Source organism: Variovorax sp. 10N412, from assembly GCF_056394985.1.
In genome coordinates this window covers 62,114-79,091 of record NZ_JBFTIO010000018.1, presented here as the reverse complement: position 1 = coordinate 79,091, position 16,978 = coordinate 62,114, and the positions used below count along the sequence as shown (strand labels likewise).

Genomic DNA, 16,978 nt, shown 5'->3' with positions numbered 1-16,978 from the left:
GCGAAGCCCTGACGTCCCGACCCGTCAGCCGACGCGCGCGCCAGCCAGCCCCGTGGCCGCGGCCGACGTGCCGTGCTGCAAGGCCGCAGGCAGCCGGTCGTCGAGCCAGTCCATGCGCCAGGCCAGCACGACCACCGCGAGCACCAGCACCGCCGCCGCTGCGAACCCGGTGGCCGCGTGGCGGTCGCGGTACGGGTCGCGTGCAATGCGCCTTGCGCCCGGCGGCACGTGCGCGGTTTGCGAGAGCATGCCGCCCAGCCGCACATTGACCTTCATGCGCCCGTTGATGGCCCAGCCGCTCGCGTCCAGGATCGGCCCCAGGCTGCGCTGGCGCAGCTTGAGCCAGGCAATGAGCATGCTCGGGCCCGAGATGGCCAGCACGATGCCCAGCAATGCCACCGGTATCCATTGCCCCAGGTCGACGAACTTGCCGAAGATGGCCACCAGCACCGCGCTGATGCTGCCCAGCGCCACGCCGATGGCGGCCACCGTGCCCACGTCCACCCGGGCGGCGGCGCGCGCCCCGGCGGACTGCGCTTTGGCGGCGTCGGCCGCGGCGGTCTGGTCGGCGGTCGTGAGCCGGGTCGCCAGGCTGGTCAGGCTCCCCTGGCCCACGGCTTCCTGCGCGGCGGCGCGCTTGGCCACCTGCTCTTCGATCACCCGCACGAACTTCTTGTACGGCGCGAAGAAGGCCTGCGCCACGCTGGTCGGGTTCTCGATCAGCTTGGTGATGGTGGCGTCCCAGTCGCGCCCCTGGCGGTCGTAGAACACGCCGTTGCGCCCGACGAACAGAAAGTCGATGTCGCCCGCCGTGAACGCCGCGACGATGCTCATCTTCGCGCCCTGGCGCGTGCAGTCGCAGTAGGCCAGGCAGGTCTTGGCCAGGCCTGCCAGCACCGCATGCTTGGCGGTGTTTTCCACCTGCACGGTCAGCTCGCAGCTGCGCCCGTCGAGGTACAGCGTGCCGGCCTGGAAGATCGCGCCTTCGCGGCTGTAGAAAGCCTTGAACGACACGAAGTTGTTCAGCAGCACCACCAGGTCGCGCTGCAGGCGAATGAGCTTTTCCAGGTCGACCAGCAGCGCGTTGTGCGCTTCGGCCCCTTCGTCTTCCTTGATGAGCGCGAGCAAGGGCTCGCGGGTTTGCAGCAGCGCCTCCAGCTTGTCCAGCGGCAGCGAGGCAGCCCAGTTGTCGGGGCGCTTGGCCATCAACGCCTGCAGCGGTGCGAGCTTGTGCTTGATGGCCAGCCAGTCGGCCTCGGCCAGTTCGTCGCGCGCACCCAGCAGCGGCGCGACGGCGCGCTCGGCGAAGGTGGCGACGGCCTCGGCCCAGGCGGGGTTCAGGCTGGTGCCATGCAGCGTCAGCACACAGCGCGGCGTGACGGGCGCCAGCGGCAGCTCGGCGATGGGCTCGGCCTGCAGGTCGAGCGCGTGCGCGCCCAGTTCGTCGTAAGCCTTGGGGGAGGGGTTGAGGGCGGTCACGGCCTGCACGTCGAAGGCCGCGACGCGGCAGCGCGCAAAGAAGTCGTCGAGCTTGGCCTGCAGCTTGTTGGCCGCGTCGGCTGCGGCCAGGGTGGGGTCGCCCAGCGGCATCAGCGTGGCGTTGCCGGCGTCGGCCTGCGCATGCCAGTCGCGCGCCACCTGCACTTCGGCAAAGAAGTTTTCCGCCCGCGCACGGTCGATGCCCGGCGTCGCCTTGTGGCGGTCGGGCACGCTGCCGTGGGTGCGCATGATCTCTTCGACCGATGCGCGCACCGCGTCGTCATGGGCCGTGTCGGGCGTGACGATGCCGTCGCCGTTGAAGCGCATGGCCCCCAGCAGCTCGCCGCGGTCTGAAATATCGGCCAGCGTAAGCGTGGCCGCGTCGGGCTTGCCCTGGATCTCCAGCAGGCGGCGGGCCTCGTCCCGCAGGCGCGCGCCGTCGGGGTTGCTGTCGTCGAGTGCGTCCAGCGTGAGCACGTCGCTGCCTTGCAGCAGCACGTCGGGATCGCGCAACCGGGCACACACCCACTGGCAGGCGGCAACGACTTCGGGCGGGCGCACGCGCCCATCCTTGTCGGTGTCGATCAGGTCGAGCGTGCGCGCGTCGAAGTCGATGCCCCGCGTGGGGCAGGCCAGCGCGACCCACAGTTTCTGGTCGAGCTCGCCGACGCGCGCAATGTCCTCGCCCGTGCGGAACACCACCTGGTCGGTGCCGCCTGCGCGGATGAACTGCCACCGGTGGGGGGTTGCCGGAATGGGGGCGAGGGTTCGGGTGTCGGCGGCCTTGTGGTTCTGCAGGGTCGTCGCTTGCGTCATCGTCCGTGGCCCTTATGTCAGACCACGACCTTCTTGTGCTCGCCGAGGTTCTTGGGGGGCTCGCCGGTGATGGCTGCCTTGGCCATCTTGTAGAGCTGCACCATCTTGCTGTCGTCCACGTCCCAGTATTCAGCGCCGCGCACGGTCACGGCCAGCAGGCCCAGGTTGGGGTCGGTCGGGCCGTTGGGGAACCAGGCCTGCGCCATCTTGGTGAAGAGCGCTTCCTTCTTGGCCTGGTCTTCGAGCAGCGCGGCATGGCCCGACACCGACACGTAGCTGTCGTCGTCGGTGTTGGCATAGGCGATGTTCACGACCGGATCGGTGGCCACATGGCGCGCAATGTCGCCGTCCTTCGGCACGAAGAAGTAGAGCGTGCCAGCCTCGTCGCCGTTCTTGTTCTGCGTGGTCAGCGGGTGGCTGTGAAGCTGGCCGTCGTCGTGGCGGTGGGTCAGCATGCCGAAGCGGGTGTCCTTGATCAGGTCCCAGAGCTTGCTTTGGTCGTTGGTGGTGGTCGTCATGTCGGGTGCTCCAGAGTGTTGAGGTTTCGAACTGAAGGCTTCACCGTAAGGCCGTCGTTGCGACGGGCTTGAGGACACACAGCCCACAGGCGTGTCGTCCGGCGCCGACATGTGGCGCACCAGCGGCGCCGTAGGTCTTGTCCGTCCGCCACAGGCGGCATTCCCTTCGAAGCGTGGCGTGGTGCGCTCGCTACGTTGGGAAGCGACGGACATCCGTTGCTCGCAGCTGCTTCTTTCTTCCTTTTGCGAGGGCCTCGACGCTTGGCAGCGAAGAGGCTTGAACCCAGCTTGGCGCTGGGTTCTTTTTTGCCTTGTCGAAAGAGGCCTCGGGGCCTCACGGCTTCAGCCCTGCGGCGCCTGCAGCCCCAGCACCTTGTCCAGCGTCAGCGGGTAGTCGCGAATGCGCACGCCGGTCGCGTTGTAGACCGCATTCGCCACCGCCGCGCCCGCGCCGCAGATGCCCAGTTCGCCCACGCCCTTGATCTTCAGCGGGTTGGTCTTGTCGTCCACCTCGTCGAGGAACACCGCCTCCACGGCGGGAATGTCCGCATGCGAGGGCAGGTGGTATTCGGCCAGGTCGTGGTTCACGAAACTGCCGGAGCGTGTGTCGACCACGGCGTCCTCGAACAGCGCGGAGCCCACGCCCCAGATCATGGCGCCCGTCGCCTGGCTGGTCGCGGTCTTCATGTTCAGGATGCGGCCCGCCGCGAAGACACCCAGCATGCGGCGCAGGCGAATCTCGCCGGTGTCCATGTCGACCGCCACTTCGGCAAAGTGCGCGCCATAGGCCTGCTGGGAGAACTTGCTTGCCATGTCGCCCTTCTTGATCTGGCCCTCGGCGCGCAGGCCGAGGGTGCCCGCCAGCGCGCCCAGCGTTTCGCTGCGGCCTGCGGCCGTGGCGTGGCCGTCGGCAAACACCACGTCGGCCGCCTTGGCGTTCATGCGCCGCGCAATCTGCTCCCGCAGCTGGGTGCAGGCGTCGAACAAGGCGGAGCCCGCGCTGGCCGCGCCCCACGATCCGCCCGAGCCGGGCGTTTCGGGGAAGTCGCTGTCGCCCAGTTCGATGCGCACCTTGTCCACCGGCAACCCCAGCATTTCCGCTGCGATCTGCGTGAACACGGTGTAGCTGCCGGTGCCGATGTCGGTCATGGACATGCGCGCCGTGAGCACGCCCTGGCGGTCGAGCGACACCGCGCACCTGGCGTCCATCAGCAGGTTGCTGCGAATGGCCGCCGCAAAGCCCAGGCCGATCTGCCATCGGCCGTCTCGCACCGCGCCCGGCGCCGCATTGCGCCGGTTCCAGCCGAAGCGCTCGGCGCCCTCGTCCATGCAGCGCAGCAGCTGGCGGGTCGAAAAGGGAATGTTCTTCTCCGGGTCCATGGCGGGCTCGTTGCGCCGGCGCAGCTCGATGGGGTCGAGCCTGAGCTTTTCGGCCAGCTCGTCCATGGCCTGCTCCAGCGCCAGCATGCCGACCGCCTCGCCCGGTGCGCGGGTGGAGTCTGAAATCGGCAGGTCGAGCTTCACCACGCGGTGCGTGGTGAGCCGGTTCGGCGCGGCGTAGAGCGTGCGCGTCTGCGTGCTGGCCGTTTCATAGAAGTTGTCGAACCGCGCGCTGTGCGACAGCGAGTCGTGCCCGATGGCGGTGAGCTTGCCGTCCGGCGTGGCACCCAGGCGCACGCGCTGCACGGTCTGGCTGCGGTGCGTGGTGAAGTGAAACATCTGCTGGCGTGTGAGTGCGGTCTTCACCGGGCGCTTGAGCTGCCGCGCGGCCATGGCCGAGAGCATCACGTCGCCGTAGATCGGCAGCTTGCCGCCGAAGCCGCCGCCGATGTATCGGCTCACGATGCGCACCTTCGATGGCGGTATCTGCAGCGTGTTGGCCACCGCGTTCTGCGCGCTCTCCAGCAACTGCGCCGCGCAGTGCACCGTCAGCTTGTCGCCGGTCCACCAGGCGACGGTGGCGTGCGGCTCCATCTGCGCGTGGATGTGCGTGGGCGTGGTGTAGGTCGCGTCGACCTGCACCGGCGCGCCGGCAAAGGCCGGCTCGAAGTCGCCGATGCGGCTGTCGGCCTTTTGCTGCTCGTCGTCCTTCGGTGTCTCGGCCTTGCCCTGCGCGGCCGCCATGTCGAACTCGCCGGGCTCCACGGCGTAGCGAACGCGCACCAGCTTCGCGGCGGCGCGCGCCACCTCGAAGCTCTCGGCCACCACGAAGGCCACGGCCTCGCCGTAGTAGCGCACGCGGTCGCTCGCCAGCTGCGGCGACGAGCGCGCGAAGCGGTCCTTGGCGTCCACGGGGCCCCAGGCGCCTTGCTTCGGGGCGTTGCGGTGGGTCATGACCATCAGCACCCCGGGCGCCGCTTCGGCGGCCGAGGCGTCGATGTCGGCGATGCGGCCCTTGGCGATGGTGGCCTCCACGATGAAGCCGTAGGCGGGTGCGCCCGGCGCCTCCTGCACTTCGTAGGCATAGGGCGCCTTGCCGGTCACCTTGAGTCGGCCGTCCACGCGGGCGATGGGCTTGCCGATGAGCCCGCCGCGGTTCTCGTCGATCGGGTTGCGGGCGGAGGGTGCGTTCATTTCCATGGGAGGGTTCCTCAGGCGGCACGCACTGCACGCGCGGCTTCGGTGATGGTGGCCTGCAGGGTGCGTCGCACCAGCGGGAGCTTGAAGTCGTTGTGCCCGCGCCCGCGGGCGCCGGCCAGCACGGTGTCGGCGGCGGCATCGATCGCCGCGTCGTCCAGCACGGTGTCGGCCAGCCGCGCCTCGGCCGCCTCCACGCGCCACGGCTTGTGCGCCAGCCCGCCGAAGGCCATGCGTGCGGAGCGGATGCGCCCGCCGCTGGCGTCCACGATCACCGCCACCGAGATCAGCGCGAACGCATAGGAAGCCCGGTCGCGCACCTTGCGGTACACGTGGTGGCCGGGCACCGGCGGCGGCAGGGTGACGGCGGTGATCAGTTCGCCCGGCTGCAGGTCGGTCTCGATCTGCGGGGTGTCGCCCGGCAAGCGGTGGAAGTCGGCAATGGGTATCACCCGGCGCATGCCGCCGGGCAACACGGTTTCCACCTTGGCGTCGAGCACGCGCATGGCCACGGCCATGTCCGACGGGTGCGTGGCAATGCACTGCTCGCTGGCGCCGACCACGGCGTGCATGCGGTTGTAGCCCTGCAGCGCGGAGCAGCCCGTGCCCGGCTCGCGCTTGTTGCAGGCGCGTGCGGTGTCGTAGAAGTAGTAGCAGCGCGTGCGCTGCAGCAGGTTGCCGCCGGTGGTGGCCTTGTTGCGCAACTGGCCCGAGGCGCCGGCCAGCAGCGCGCGGCTCAACACCGCGTAGTCCTTTCGCACACGCGCGTCGGCCGCCAGTTCGGCATTGCGAACCATGGCGCCGATGCGCAGGCCGCCCTCTGCGGTGGGCTCCACGGTGTCCAGCCCCAGGCGGTTGATGTCCACCAGGTGCGCGGGTGTCTCGACCTGCAGCTTCATCAGGTCGAGCAGGTTGGTGCCGCCCGCGATCATCCGCGCGCCGGGGCGCGCGGCCGCGATGGCCGCCGCTTCGGGCGTGGCGGCGCGTTCGTAGCTGAAGGCTTTCATGAGCGCGCTCCCGATGCGTTCCTGGCCACGACCTGGATGGCCGCGACGATGTTGGGGTACGCGCTGCATCGACAGAGATTGCCGCTCATGCGCTCGCGAATTTCGGCGTCGCTGAGCGACACGTTGGCCGGCTCGCCGGCAGGGCCGGTGAGCTCGCGCGTCACATGGCTCGGCATGCCGGCACGGGCCTCGGCCAGCATGCCCGCGGCCGAGCAGATCTGCCCCGGCGTGCAGTAGCCGCACTGGAAGCCGTCGTGGTCCAGAAAGGCCTGCTGCAGCGGGTGCAGCGCATCGCCTTGCGCCATGCCTTCGATGGTGGTGACCGACTGGCCGTCGTGCATCACCGCCAGCGTCAGGCACGAATTGGTGCGCCGGCCTTCCACCAGCACCGTGCACGCGCCGCACTGGCCGTGGTCGCAGCCCTTCTTGGTGCCGGTCATGCGCAGGTTCTCGCGCAGCGCGTCGAGCAGGGTGGTGCGGGTGTCGACCTCCAGGCGATGCGGCTGGCCGTTGATCTGCAACTGCACCTGCATGCGCTGCGGCGCGGGTTCCTGGGGGCTCGCGGCGTTGGCCGCCTGGGCGGCCACAGGCGCGGCCTGTGCGGCGGCGAGCATCGTGGCGTTGGCGCCGACGAGCGCGGCGCCCGACTGGAACACGGCGCGCCGCGTGACGCGTGCGCGGGCGTCGTCCGCGCCTTGGGAATGGTTTTCGAACTTCATCGGGGGATCTCCGGGAGAGCGCGCGGCTCGCGGCCCGGAGAACGGCCTGCACAAGCGCTGCGCTTGAAGAAAATCCTAGGGAGCCCCGAAAGTCCCGCGACAGCGCATTCACGCTGTCGTGGTGTAGGCAGCCACCGACGGGCGGCTGCGCAGGCTCATCGTTCGTTCATGGCGACTTGCCGGTGTTCCCCTCGGGCCTGGGCCGCGACGAGGGCTCCCACGAATCGGGTGTGGTCGCCACCAGCGACTTGAAGTCCTTCCATTTCCTGGCGCCCGGAATGGTTCGACCGCCCACGATCACCGCCTTGGCATACGCCACCATGCGCTCGCGCAGGTAGGCCCGGTCTGACTCGGGCCAGGTCTCTATCGAATGCGGGCCGCGCGCCACCACGATCTCCTTCAGCCCGCGGATGCGGTTGTAGGCGGCCATGGTGCCCTCCAGCGTCTCGGCGCGGTCCCACAGGCCCTTGCCGAAGAAGGCGGCGGGCCAGCGGTCCATGCCCGCCAGCGTGGACGAGTTCGGATAGAACACGATGTGGTGGTCGGCCGCCATGCCGCCCAGGAACAGGTTGCGGTCGGCCAGGTCGGGCGAGTCGCCCACGTAGCCCGCGCCGCTGGCGAACGACGACAGCAGGATGGCACCGCGGATGTTGCGCATGCCCTTGGGCGGCGTGCAGTTGGGCTCGGGCAGGTCGAAGCTGCACTGGGCCACGTAGTTGCGCGTCATGGCCCACGCGGTGGACATGGAGCCGCGCGAGTAGCCGCCCAGCACCAGCGGGATCTCGCTGGCCGGCATGCCCGCGAGCAGCCGCCCGCGCGTGGCGTCGCCTTCGAGCAGCTGGCCCTGGGGCGTGAGGATGCGCAGCCCGCGCCCGGTGTCCAGCGCGGTGAGCGCGCGGAACACGTCCTCGCCTTGCTCCAGCGTGTTGGTGTCGCTGAAGCCGCCCGACAGCCCTTCGCCGCGCCGGTCGTAGGCCAGCACGTCGTAGCCCGCCTGGTTCAGCGCGTACAGGTTCTCGCGCCACCAGCGCTGGCCCATGGTCTCGGTGGTCGCGTTGGGAAAGCTCACGGGCGTGGTCTTGCCTGTCTTCTCGTCGGTGCGGTAGGCCACCTCGTCCGGATGCTGGATGGCCGTAAGCTGGCCGCCGCCGCCCGGCGCCATGATGACCAGTGCGCGCGTCTTCTTGCCCTTGCCGGCGTCCACGCCCGCGCCTTCGATGTACCAGCCGCGCAGCTTGATGTCGCCGGTCATCTTCAGGTCGATGCGCTCGAAGGCGTCGCGCGGCACCGTGAACTCGACGATGCTGGTTCGCGCATCGGCCTCGGCAATGCCTTCGCGGTAGGGCGCCTTGGCGAAGAAGGCAGGGCGGCGGATGGCCTTCAGGTCGACCTGGCCTTCGGGGTCGATCCTGCCCGAAGGGTCGACCACGCCGGTCGAGCGCGTGGCGCGCTCCTTGTTGGGCGGCAGCCAGCGCTGCATCTGCGCGTCGATGCGCTTGAAGCAGGCCGCGTCTTCCTTGCAGGCACGCCAGCGGGCCTTGAGCTTTTCGTCGGTGAACTCGCTGACGTGGTAGTCGCCGCCCGCGTAGTCGGCCGGCGTGGGGTTGGCCGTCATGAGCACGGGCACGCACACCTTGGGGCCAATGCCGCTGCCGCCGGAGCCCGTGCCTTGCGGCAGCAGGTAGCCGCCCATCATGGCGTTGCGGTCGGTGCCGACCCATGCGGTGCAGTCGGTGGGCGGGGGCTTGCTGGCGCTGGCTTGCCGCTGCGCTTCGGTGGTGGCGGAGGTGCAGGCGCCGAGCAAAAGCAGCGCCGCAAGGCCGCACGCCGTGGCGCCGCGGGAGAGCAGCGCGTGCCGCGTTTTCAGTTCGGTCATCGAGACAGGGTCTCCGGAAATCTGGAGGCCCGATCTTCGTCGCATTGGCGCCGCGCCACCAAAGCCAACACGCCTTGTGCGTGCAAGCGCGCGCCTTGCGGTGCGTAGGAATCTTCCTGCACGCGCACGGGCCTATGTCCACTCTCCAAGGGCCGTGGGAGCGCGCTCAATCTGCCCCGAATTACAGGAGACAAGACAGATGAATTTCGAAGGCATCTACTGCTTCGACACGGCGAGCGTGCGCTTCGCCGTGTACCCCGAAGGCCCGGGCGGCCCGCGCGTCATCGTGCAGATTTCGGAGCACACCCTGCACGACGGGTTCGGAACGCGCGAGGTCGGCGACCGGCTGCTGGAGGTGTGCCGCAAGCACTTCCAGGTGATCGAGCCCGCGGCCGTTGCACGCTACCGGGCCGCGCCGCGCAGCCCCATCACGTTGACCCTCGACGACTTCGCACTGCACGCCTGAGCGGGCGCCGGGCGAGACGCCGGCATACGGGCAACTCTCCGACAAGGCGAGTAGGTTCAGACCGTAGCCACGCCATGCGGCACCGCCGCAAATTGAGGTTCCGCCAGACGAAAAACGCAAATGTTCCTCGAACAGGCGTGTCGCTGGCCCTCAATCAAGGAACGCCGGTGCCTCTGAACCATTCACTCCTGGGCGAGCGAGACGCCTATCTTTTCCACGAAGGAACCCACGCCCGCCTGTACGACCTGCTGGGTTCCCACCCGCAGCCCGGTGGCGGCGTGAATTTCGCGGTGTGGGCGCCGAACGCCGAATCGGTGTCGGTGGTCGGCGACTGGAACTACTGGTCCGGCGAAGCCGACCCTCTCTCACCCAGCCCCGACAACACCGGCATCTGGCAGGGGCATGTGCCCCAGGCCGCGCTCGGGCAGACCTACAAGTACCGCATTCGTTCGCGCTTTGCTGGCTACACCGTCGACAAGGCCGACCCCGTGGCCTTCAGCGCCGAATTGCCGCCGGCCACCGGCTCGCGCATCTGCGAACTCTCGTACGAATGGAACGACGACGAATGGATGGCCACGCGCGGCGCGAAGAACGCGCTGGACGCGCCACAGTCGGTCTACGAGGTGCACCTGGGCTCGTGGCGCCGGCATGACGGGCAGTTCCTCGGCTACCGCGAGCTGGCGCACGAACTGGGCGCCTACGTGAAGAAGATGGGCTTCACCCATGTGGAACTCATGCCCGTGACCGAGCACCCGTTCTACGGTTCGTGGGGCTACCAGACTACCGGCTACTTCGCGCCCACCGCGCGCTACGGCTCGCCACAGGACTTCATGTACATGGTCGATCACCTGCACCAGCAGGGCATCGGGGTGCTGCTGGACTGGGTGCCCTCGCACTTTCCGACGGACGAGCACGGCCTGGGCTACTTCGACGGCACGCACCTCTACGAGCATGCGGACCCGCGCCAGGGCTTCCATCCGGAGTGGAGCTCCAGCATCTTCAACTACGGCCGTCCCGAGGTGCGCAGCTTCCTGGTGTCTTCCGGCTCGTTCTGGCTCGACCTGTACCACCTCGACGGACTGCGCGTGGATGCGGTGGCCTCGATGCTCTACCTCGACTACGCGCGCAAGCACGGCGAGTGGATTCCCAACCGCCACGGCGGGCGCGAGAACCTGGAAGCCATCGACTTCCTGCGCACGCTCAACCGCGCCGTGTACCGCGAGTTCCCCGACACGCTCACCGTGGCCGAGGAGTCGACCGCCTGGCCGCGCGTGTCCCGTCCCACCGACATGGACGGCCTGGGCTTCGGCGAGAAATGGAACATGGGGTGGATGCACGACACGCTCGACTACATGAAGGAAGACCCGGTCAATCGCAAGTACCACCACCACAAGCTGACCTTCTCGCTGGTATATGCCTTCAACGAGAACTTCGTGCTGCCGCTCTCGCACGACGAGGTGGTGCACGGCAAGGGTTCGCTCATCAACAAGATGCCGGGCGACAACTGGCAGCAGTTCGCCAATCTGCGCGCGCTGTTCGGCTTCATGTGGGCGCACCCGGGCAAGAAGCTGCTGTTCATGGGCGGCGAGTTCGGCCAGCGCCGCGAATGGACGCACGACGGCGAGCTCGAATGGTGGGTGACCGAGCAGTCCGGCCACGGCGGCCTGCAACGGTTGGTGGCGCAGCTCAACCGCGTGTACCGCGAGGCGCCCGCGCTGCACCAGCTTGACTTTTCCGCGGCCGGCTTCGAGTGGATCACCGCGGACGATGAAGAGAAGAGCGTGTTTGCCTTCTTGCGCAAGTCCGCCGACGGCAGCCCGCCGCTGCTGGTGGTCTGCAACATGACGCCGGTACCGCGAACCAACTACGTGCTGGGCGTGCCGGGCGGCATCGACGGCGTTCTGGGCGGCAGTTTCTGGCGCGAAGTCGTCAACACCGACGCGGCCGAGTTCGGCGGCACGGGCTGGGGAAACCTCGGCGGCGTGGAAGCCGCCCCTGTGCGCTCGCATGGCCGCATGCAGTCGGTGAGCCTGACCCTGCCGCCCCTTTCGACGCTGATCCTGGAGCAACGCACCACACCATGAAGAACATCTTTGCCACCCGCCAGACCCCCGTGGCGAGCGACATCGCGGACGCGCACGGCAACGTGCGCGCGGTGATCGACGCCGTGCTGCCCGCCGTGGACAACGGCCGCTTCCCCGTGAAATGCGTGGCCGGCGAGCGCGTGCGCGTGCGCGCGCACTGCTTCACCGACGGGCACGACGTGCTGCGCGTGCAGCTGTGCTGGCGCGCGGTCGACCAGGCCGCGTTCCGCGAAGTGCCCATGAAGCCGCTGGGCAACGACGTGTGGGAGGCCGCCTTCTCGCCGCCCGCGCTCGGCCGCTACGTGTACACCGCCGTCGCCTGGGTCGACCCGTTCGAGTCGTGGCGCAGCGAAATGGCGCGCCGCGTCGACCCCGACGACGTGCGCATCGCCTCGCAGGTGGGCGCGCTCGAGATCGCAGCGGCCGCCGGGCGAGCCGATGGTGCCGACAAGACGGCGCTGCAGCGCTGGGCCACCGAACTCGACGCCGTGGCCGCCACGCCCGGTGCCGACGCCGTGTCTCTGAAGGCGCTGGCGCTCGACGACGAACTGGCAGACACCGCGCGCCGCCATCCCGACCGTCGCCACGAGGCGCGTTACCCCGTCGAGCTGCCGCTGGTGGCCGACCGCGAGCGCGCGCGCTTCAGCACCTGGTACGAACTGTTCCCGCGTTCGGCCGGTACCGAGCCCGGCGTGCACGGCACCTTCAAGGACGTGGAGGCGCGCCTGCCGGCCATCGCCGCAATGGGTTTCGACGTGCTGTATTTCCCGCCGATCCACCCCGTGGGCCGCGTGCAGCGCAAGGGCCCCAACAACAAGCTGGTGAGCGGGCCGCAGGACGTGGGCAGCCCCTGGGCCATCGGCGCGGCCGAAGGCGGGCACAAGGACATCCTGCCCGCGCTGGGCACCCCGCAGGACTTTCGCCAGTTGCTCGCGCGCGCGGCCGACCACGGGCTGGAGATCGCGCTGGACATCGCCTTCCAGTGCGCCCCCGACCACCCGTACGTGAAGGAACACCCCGACTGGTTCCGATGGCGCCCCGACGGCACCGTGCAGTACGCGGAGAACCCGCCCAAGAAGTACCAGGACATCTATCCCTTCAACTTCGAGTGCGAGGATTGGCGCGGCCTGTGGACCGAGCTGAAGAGCGTGTTCGAGCACTGGGTGGGCGAGGGCGTGCGCATCTTCCGCGTGGACAACCCGCACACCAAGGCCTTTCCGTTCTGGGAATGGGTGATTGCCGAGATCAAGCTAACGCACCCCGACGTGATCTTTCTGGCCGAGGCCTTCACGCGCCCGAAGGTGATGCACCGCCTGGCCAAGGGCGGCTTCTCGCAGAGCTACACCTACTTCACCTGGCGCAACACCAAGGAAGAGCTGGTCGAGTACTTCACCGAGCTGTCGACCGCGCCGGGCATCGACTACTTCCGCCCCAACGTGTGGCCCAACACGCCCGACATCCTGCACGAGCAGCTGCAGGGCGGCGAGGCTTCGGTCTACATGTCGCGGCTGGTGCTGGCCGCCACGCTGTCGGCCAGCTACGGCATCTACGGGCCGGCCTACGAGCTGCGCGAGCACCTGCCGCGCGACCACGGCGGCGAGGAATACCTCGACTCCGAGAAGTACCAGCTGCGCCACTGGAACCACGACGACCCCGAAAGCCTGGCGCCGTTCATCGCGCGGGTGAACCGCATCCGCCGCGAGAACCCCGCCCTGCAATGGGACCGCACGCTGCGCTTCCTGCATGTGGACAACCCGCAGCTGCTGGCCTACGCCAAGACCTCGGCCGACGGCAGCAACGTGGTGGTGACCGTGGTCAACCTCGACCCGCACACGCCGCAGTCGGGCTGGGTGGGGCTGGAGCCCGGCAGCGTGGGCGTGACCCCGCCGTCGCGCGGCTTCCAGATGCACGACCTGCTCAGCGGGCAGCGCTTCATCTGGCAGGGCGACTGGCACTACGTGCGGCTCGATCCGCACAGCGCACCCGCGCACATCTTCGTGGTCCGTCGTCGCCATGGCGACGAGCGCGACTTCGATTACTTTCTTTGAGGTCGACTGCCCATGAATGCACCTGTCTCGCACATCGCACTTGAAACCGTGGAGATCGACACCAGCGACGATCCGCTGTGGTACCGCGACGCGGTGATCTACCAGCTCAACGTCAAGGCCTTCTTCGACTCCAACAACGACGGCATGGGCGACTTCCAGGGGGTCACCGCCAAGCTCGACTACGTGAAGGACCTGGGCGTCAACACCATCTGGCTCATGCCGTTCTATCCGTCGCCGCTGCGCGACGACGGCTACGACATTGCCGAGTACGAAGACGTGCATCCGCAGTACGGCTCGCTGGCCGACTTCCGCGAAATGATGGCCGAGGCGCACAAGCGCGGCCTGCGCGTCATTACCGAGCTGGTCATCAACCACACCTCGAGCGACCACCCGTGGTTCAAGGCCGCGCGCCTGGCGCCGCCCGGCTCGCCCGAGCGCAACTTCTACGTGTGGAGCGACACCGACCAGATCTACCAGGGCACGCGGATCATCTTCACCGACACCGAGACCTCGAACTGGACCTGGGACCCGGTGGCCAAGCAGTACTACTGGCACCGCTTCTTCAGCCACCAGCCCGACCTGAACTTCGACAACCCGGCGGTGATGGAAGCCATCCTGAAGACGATGCGCTTCTGGCTCGACATGGGCGTGGACGGCTTCCGGCTCGACGCCATTCCCTACCTGGTGGAGCGCGACGGCACGAGCAACGAGAACCTGCCCGAGACGCACGCGGTGATCAAGCAGCTGCGCGCGACCATCGACGCCGAGTACAAGAACCGCTTCCTGCTGGCCGAGGCCAACATGTGGCCCGAGGACGTGCGCGAGTACTTCGGCGACGGCGACGAATGCCACATGGCGTATCACTTTCCGCTGATGCCGCGCATGTACATGGCCATCGCGCAGGAAGACCGCCACCCTATCGTGGAAATCATGGCGCAGACGCCCGACATTCCCGAGGGCTGCCAGTGGGCGATTTTCCTGCGCAACCACGACGAGCTCACGCTCGAGATGGTGACCAGCAAGGAGCGCGACTACATGTACACCATGTACGCGGCCGACACGCGCGCGCGCATCAACCTGGGCATCCGCAGGCGCCTGGCGCCGCTGATGGAGAACGACCTCGACCGGGTGAAGCTCATGAACGGCATGCTGCTGTCGATGCCGGGCTCGCCCATCATCTATTACGGCGACGAGATCGGCATGGGCGACAACGTGTTCGTGGGCGACCGCAACGGCGTGCGCACGCCCATGCAGTGGAGCCCCGACCGCAACGCCGGCTTCTCGCGCGCCGACCCGCAGCGCCTGTACCTGCAGCCCATCATGGACCCGATGTACGGCTACGAGGCGCTCAATGTGGAAACGCAGGCGCGCGACGCCAGCTCGCTGCTGAACTGGACCAAGCGCATGCTGGCCGTGCGCAAGACCAGCCACGCCTTCGGGCGCGGCAAGCGGCGCTTTCTGAAACCGGGCAACCGCAAGATCCTGGCGTACCTGAGCGAGTACGACGGCGACGTGATCCTGGCTGTGTTCAACCTGTCGCGCGCGGCGCAGCCGGTGGAACTCGACCTGTCGGAATTCAAGGGGCACGTGCCCATCGAGATGCTGGGCCGCTCGGCGTTTCCGCCCATCGGCGAGCTGCCTTACCTGCTCACGCTGTCGTCGTACGGCTTCTACTGGTTCAAGCTCACGGCCGAGGCCGATGCGCCCAGCTGGCACGAGCAGGGCGTGGCCTTGCAGGACTGGCCCACGCTGGTGCTGTTCGACGGCTGGACCAGCTTCTTCCGCGACCGCGTGATGCCGTGGCGCATCGGCATGGCCGAGCGCATGCGCAACCAGTTCGAGCTGGACACGCTGCCGCGCCACATCGAGATCCAGCGCTGGTACGCCTCCAAGGGCGTGCCCATCCAGCGCGCGCGCATGACCGACCATGCGGTGTGGGAGGCCAACGGCCAGAGCTGGATGCTGCCGCTGCTGGCACTCGACGGTCCGCCCGGCGGCGCGACCTACTTCATGCCGCTGGCGCTCGCTTGGGAAGAGCGTGACGAGGAGCGCATGGCCGGCGTGGCGCAGGCCGCGCTCGCCAAGGTGCGCCAACAGGCGCAGGTCGGGCTGATGGGCGACGCCTTCTACGACGAGGCCTTCTGCCGCGAGCTGGTGCGCGCCATCGGCCAGGGCGCCGAACTGGCCACGGGCAACGGCAGGTTCGTGTTCAAGCCCACCGCCGCGTTCGGCGAGCTGAACATCGACATCGACGCGCTGGCTGTCGGCCGGCCCAGCGGCGTGAGCAGCAACACCGCCGTGACGCTGAACGAAACGCTGTTCCTCAAGGGCTACCGCCACGTGCGCCTGGGCATCAACCCCGAGCTGGAGATGGGCCGCTTCCTGACCGAGGTGGCGTACCCCAACTGCGTGCCGGTGCTGGGCGCGCTCGAATACATCACCACGGACGGGCGCACCATGACGCTGGCCATGGTGCAGAGCTACGTGGCCAACCAGGGCGACGGCTGGGACTACACGCTGGGCTACCTGGAGCGCTTTCTGCGCGACGTGGCAACCACCGACGGCGCCGCGCCCGACGGGTCCGACGTGGGGGCGGTGCACGGCGGCTTCCTGGCGCTGATGGCCACCCTGGGCCGGCGTACCGGCGAGCTGCACCGCGCGCTGGCCACCCGCACCGGCGCGCCTGCCTTCGACCCCGAGCCGCTGGCGGCCACGGACGTGGCGGGCTACCGCACGCATGCGGGCACCGACGCCACCGCCACGATTGCGTTGCTGCGCGAGCGCATCGGCGGGTTGCCAGCCGGCACGCAGGCCGACGCCAACGCCTTGCTGGCGGCGGCCGATGCGCTGCAGGCCAACATCGCCGAGCGCCGCTTCGTCGGCGAAGGGGGTGGCGGTGCCGCACTGAAGAGCCGCTACCACGGCGACTATCACCTGGGCCAGGTGCTGGTGAAGGACAACGACTTCGTCATCATCGACTTCGAGGGCGAGCCCGCGCGCAGCTTCGAGGAGCGGCGCGCCAAGGGCTCGCCGTTGCGCGACGTGGCGGGCATGCTGCGCTCGTTCAACTACGCGCGCTGGTCCGCCCTGCGGCGCGTGGCGCAAAGCCCCGAAGAGGCCGAGAAGCTCGCCGCGCCCGCCATCGCCTGGGAGCAGGCCACGCGCGAAGCCTTCCTGAAGGGCTATGCCGAGGCCATGGCCGCGCCCGACGGTGCGCCGCTCGACGCCGAGCTGCTCTCCCTGTTCGAGCTTGAGAAGGCCCTCTACGAATTGCGCTACGAGCTGAACAACCGCACCGACTGGGTGCAGGTGCCGCTGCACGGCGTGCTTTCTCTCATTCGCCCGTCGCGCACCTGACACCACCCCCCATCAAATTCGGGAAAGACTC

10 protein-coding genes are annotated in these 16,978 nt (G+C 68.7%); 4 read left to right on the top strand and 6 right to left on the bottom strand.

The genetic code is table 11. The annotated features are described in order from the left end of the window. Positions 1–24: 24 nt before the first annotated feature. From AC1DJH_RS28255 to AC1DJH_RS28230, 6 genes are all read right to left on the bottom strand, one after another. A complete protein-coding gene (locus tag AC1DJH_RS28255) occupies positions 25–2,295 on the bottom strand; it encodes a hypothetical protein (protein WP_478187949.1) in 2,271 nt (756 codons plus the stop codon). 17 nt (positions 2,296–2,312) lie between these two features. Continuing rightward, positions 2,313–2,813, bottom strand: coding sequence for a pyridoxamine 5'-phosphate oxidase family protein (locus tag AC1DJH_RS28250; RefSeq protein ID WP_472124808.1), 501 nt, complete (start codon positions 2,811–2,813; stop codon positions 2,313–2,315). Positions 2,814–3,155: 342 nt separating this feature from the next. Further along, entirely contained in the window at positions 3,156–5,393 is a 2,238-nt protein-coding gene (locus tag AC1DJH_RS28245) for a molybdopterin cofactor-binding domain-containing protein (RefSeq protein ID WP_478187948.1), read from the bottom strand. A gap of 11 nt (positions 5,394–5,404) precedes the next feature. Further along, positions 5,405–6,397, bottom strand: coding sequence for an FAD binding domain-containing protein (locus AC1DJH_RS28240; RefSeq protein ID WP_478187947.1), 993 nt, complete (start codon positions 6,395–6,397; stop codon positions 5,405–5,407). Then, positions 6,394–7,116 (bottom strand): 2Fe-2S iron-sulfur cluster-binding protein, encoded by a 723-nt coding sequence (locus AC1DJH_RS28235; RefSeq protein ID WP_478187946.1) that lies wholly within the window; start codon positions 7,114–7,116, stop codon positions 6,394–6,396. The genes AC1DJH_RS28240 and AC1DJH_RS28235 overlap by 4 nt, the downstream gene beginning before the upstream one ends. Positions 7,117–7,282: 166 nt before the next feature. Beyond that, the gene (locus AC1DJH_RS28230) at positions 7,283–8,992 is read right to left on the bottom strand and encodes an alpha/beta hydrolase family protein (RefSeq protein WP_478187945.1); all 1,710 of its coding nucleotides are present in this window, start codon (positions 8,990–8,992) and stop codon (positions 7,283–7,285) included. A gap of 199 nt (positions 8,993–9,191) precedes the next feature. On the opposite strand from AC1DJH_RS28230, the gene AC1DJH_RS28225 reads away from it, so the two are divergent. The 4 genes from AC1DJH_RS28225 (at position 9,192) to treS (ending at position 16,947) form a co-directional block, all read left to right on the top strand. Then, on the top strand, positions 9,192–9,458 hold the full coding sequence (locus AC1DJH_RS28225; protein WP_472124794.1) for a hypothetical protein: 267 nt from the start codon (positions 9,192–9,194) through the stop codon (positions 9,456–9,458). Between the two features lie 167 nt (positions 9,459–9,625). Further along, on the top strand, positions 9,626–11,542 hold the full coding sequence (glgB, locus tag AC1DJH_RS28220; RefSeq protein WP_478187944.1) for a 1,4-alpha-glucan branching protein GlgB: 1,917 nt from the start codon (positions 9,626–9,628) through the stop codon (positions 11,540–11,542). Next, positions 11,539–13,590, top strand: a complete 2,052-nt coding sequence (locus AC1DJH_RS28215) for an alpha-1,4-glucan--maltose-1-phosphate maltosyltransferase (protein ID WP_478187943.1) — start codon at positions 11,539–11,541, stop codon at positions 13,588–13,590. Before glgB ends, AC1DJH_RS28215 begins: the two co-directional genes overlap by 4 nt. A gap of 12 nt (positions 13,591–13,602) precedes the next feature. After that, complete coding sequence (gene treS / locus AC1DJH_RS28210; RefSeq protein WP_478187942.1) at positions 13,603–16,947, top strand: maltose alpha-D-glucosyltransferase; 3,345 nt, start codon at positions 13,603–13,605, stop codon at positions 16,945–16,947. The last annotated feature ends 31 nt before the right edge of the window (positions 16,948–16,978 follow it).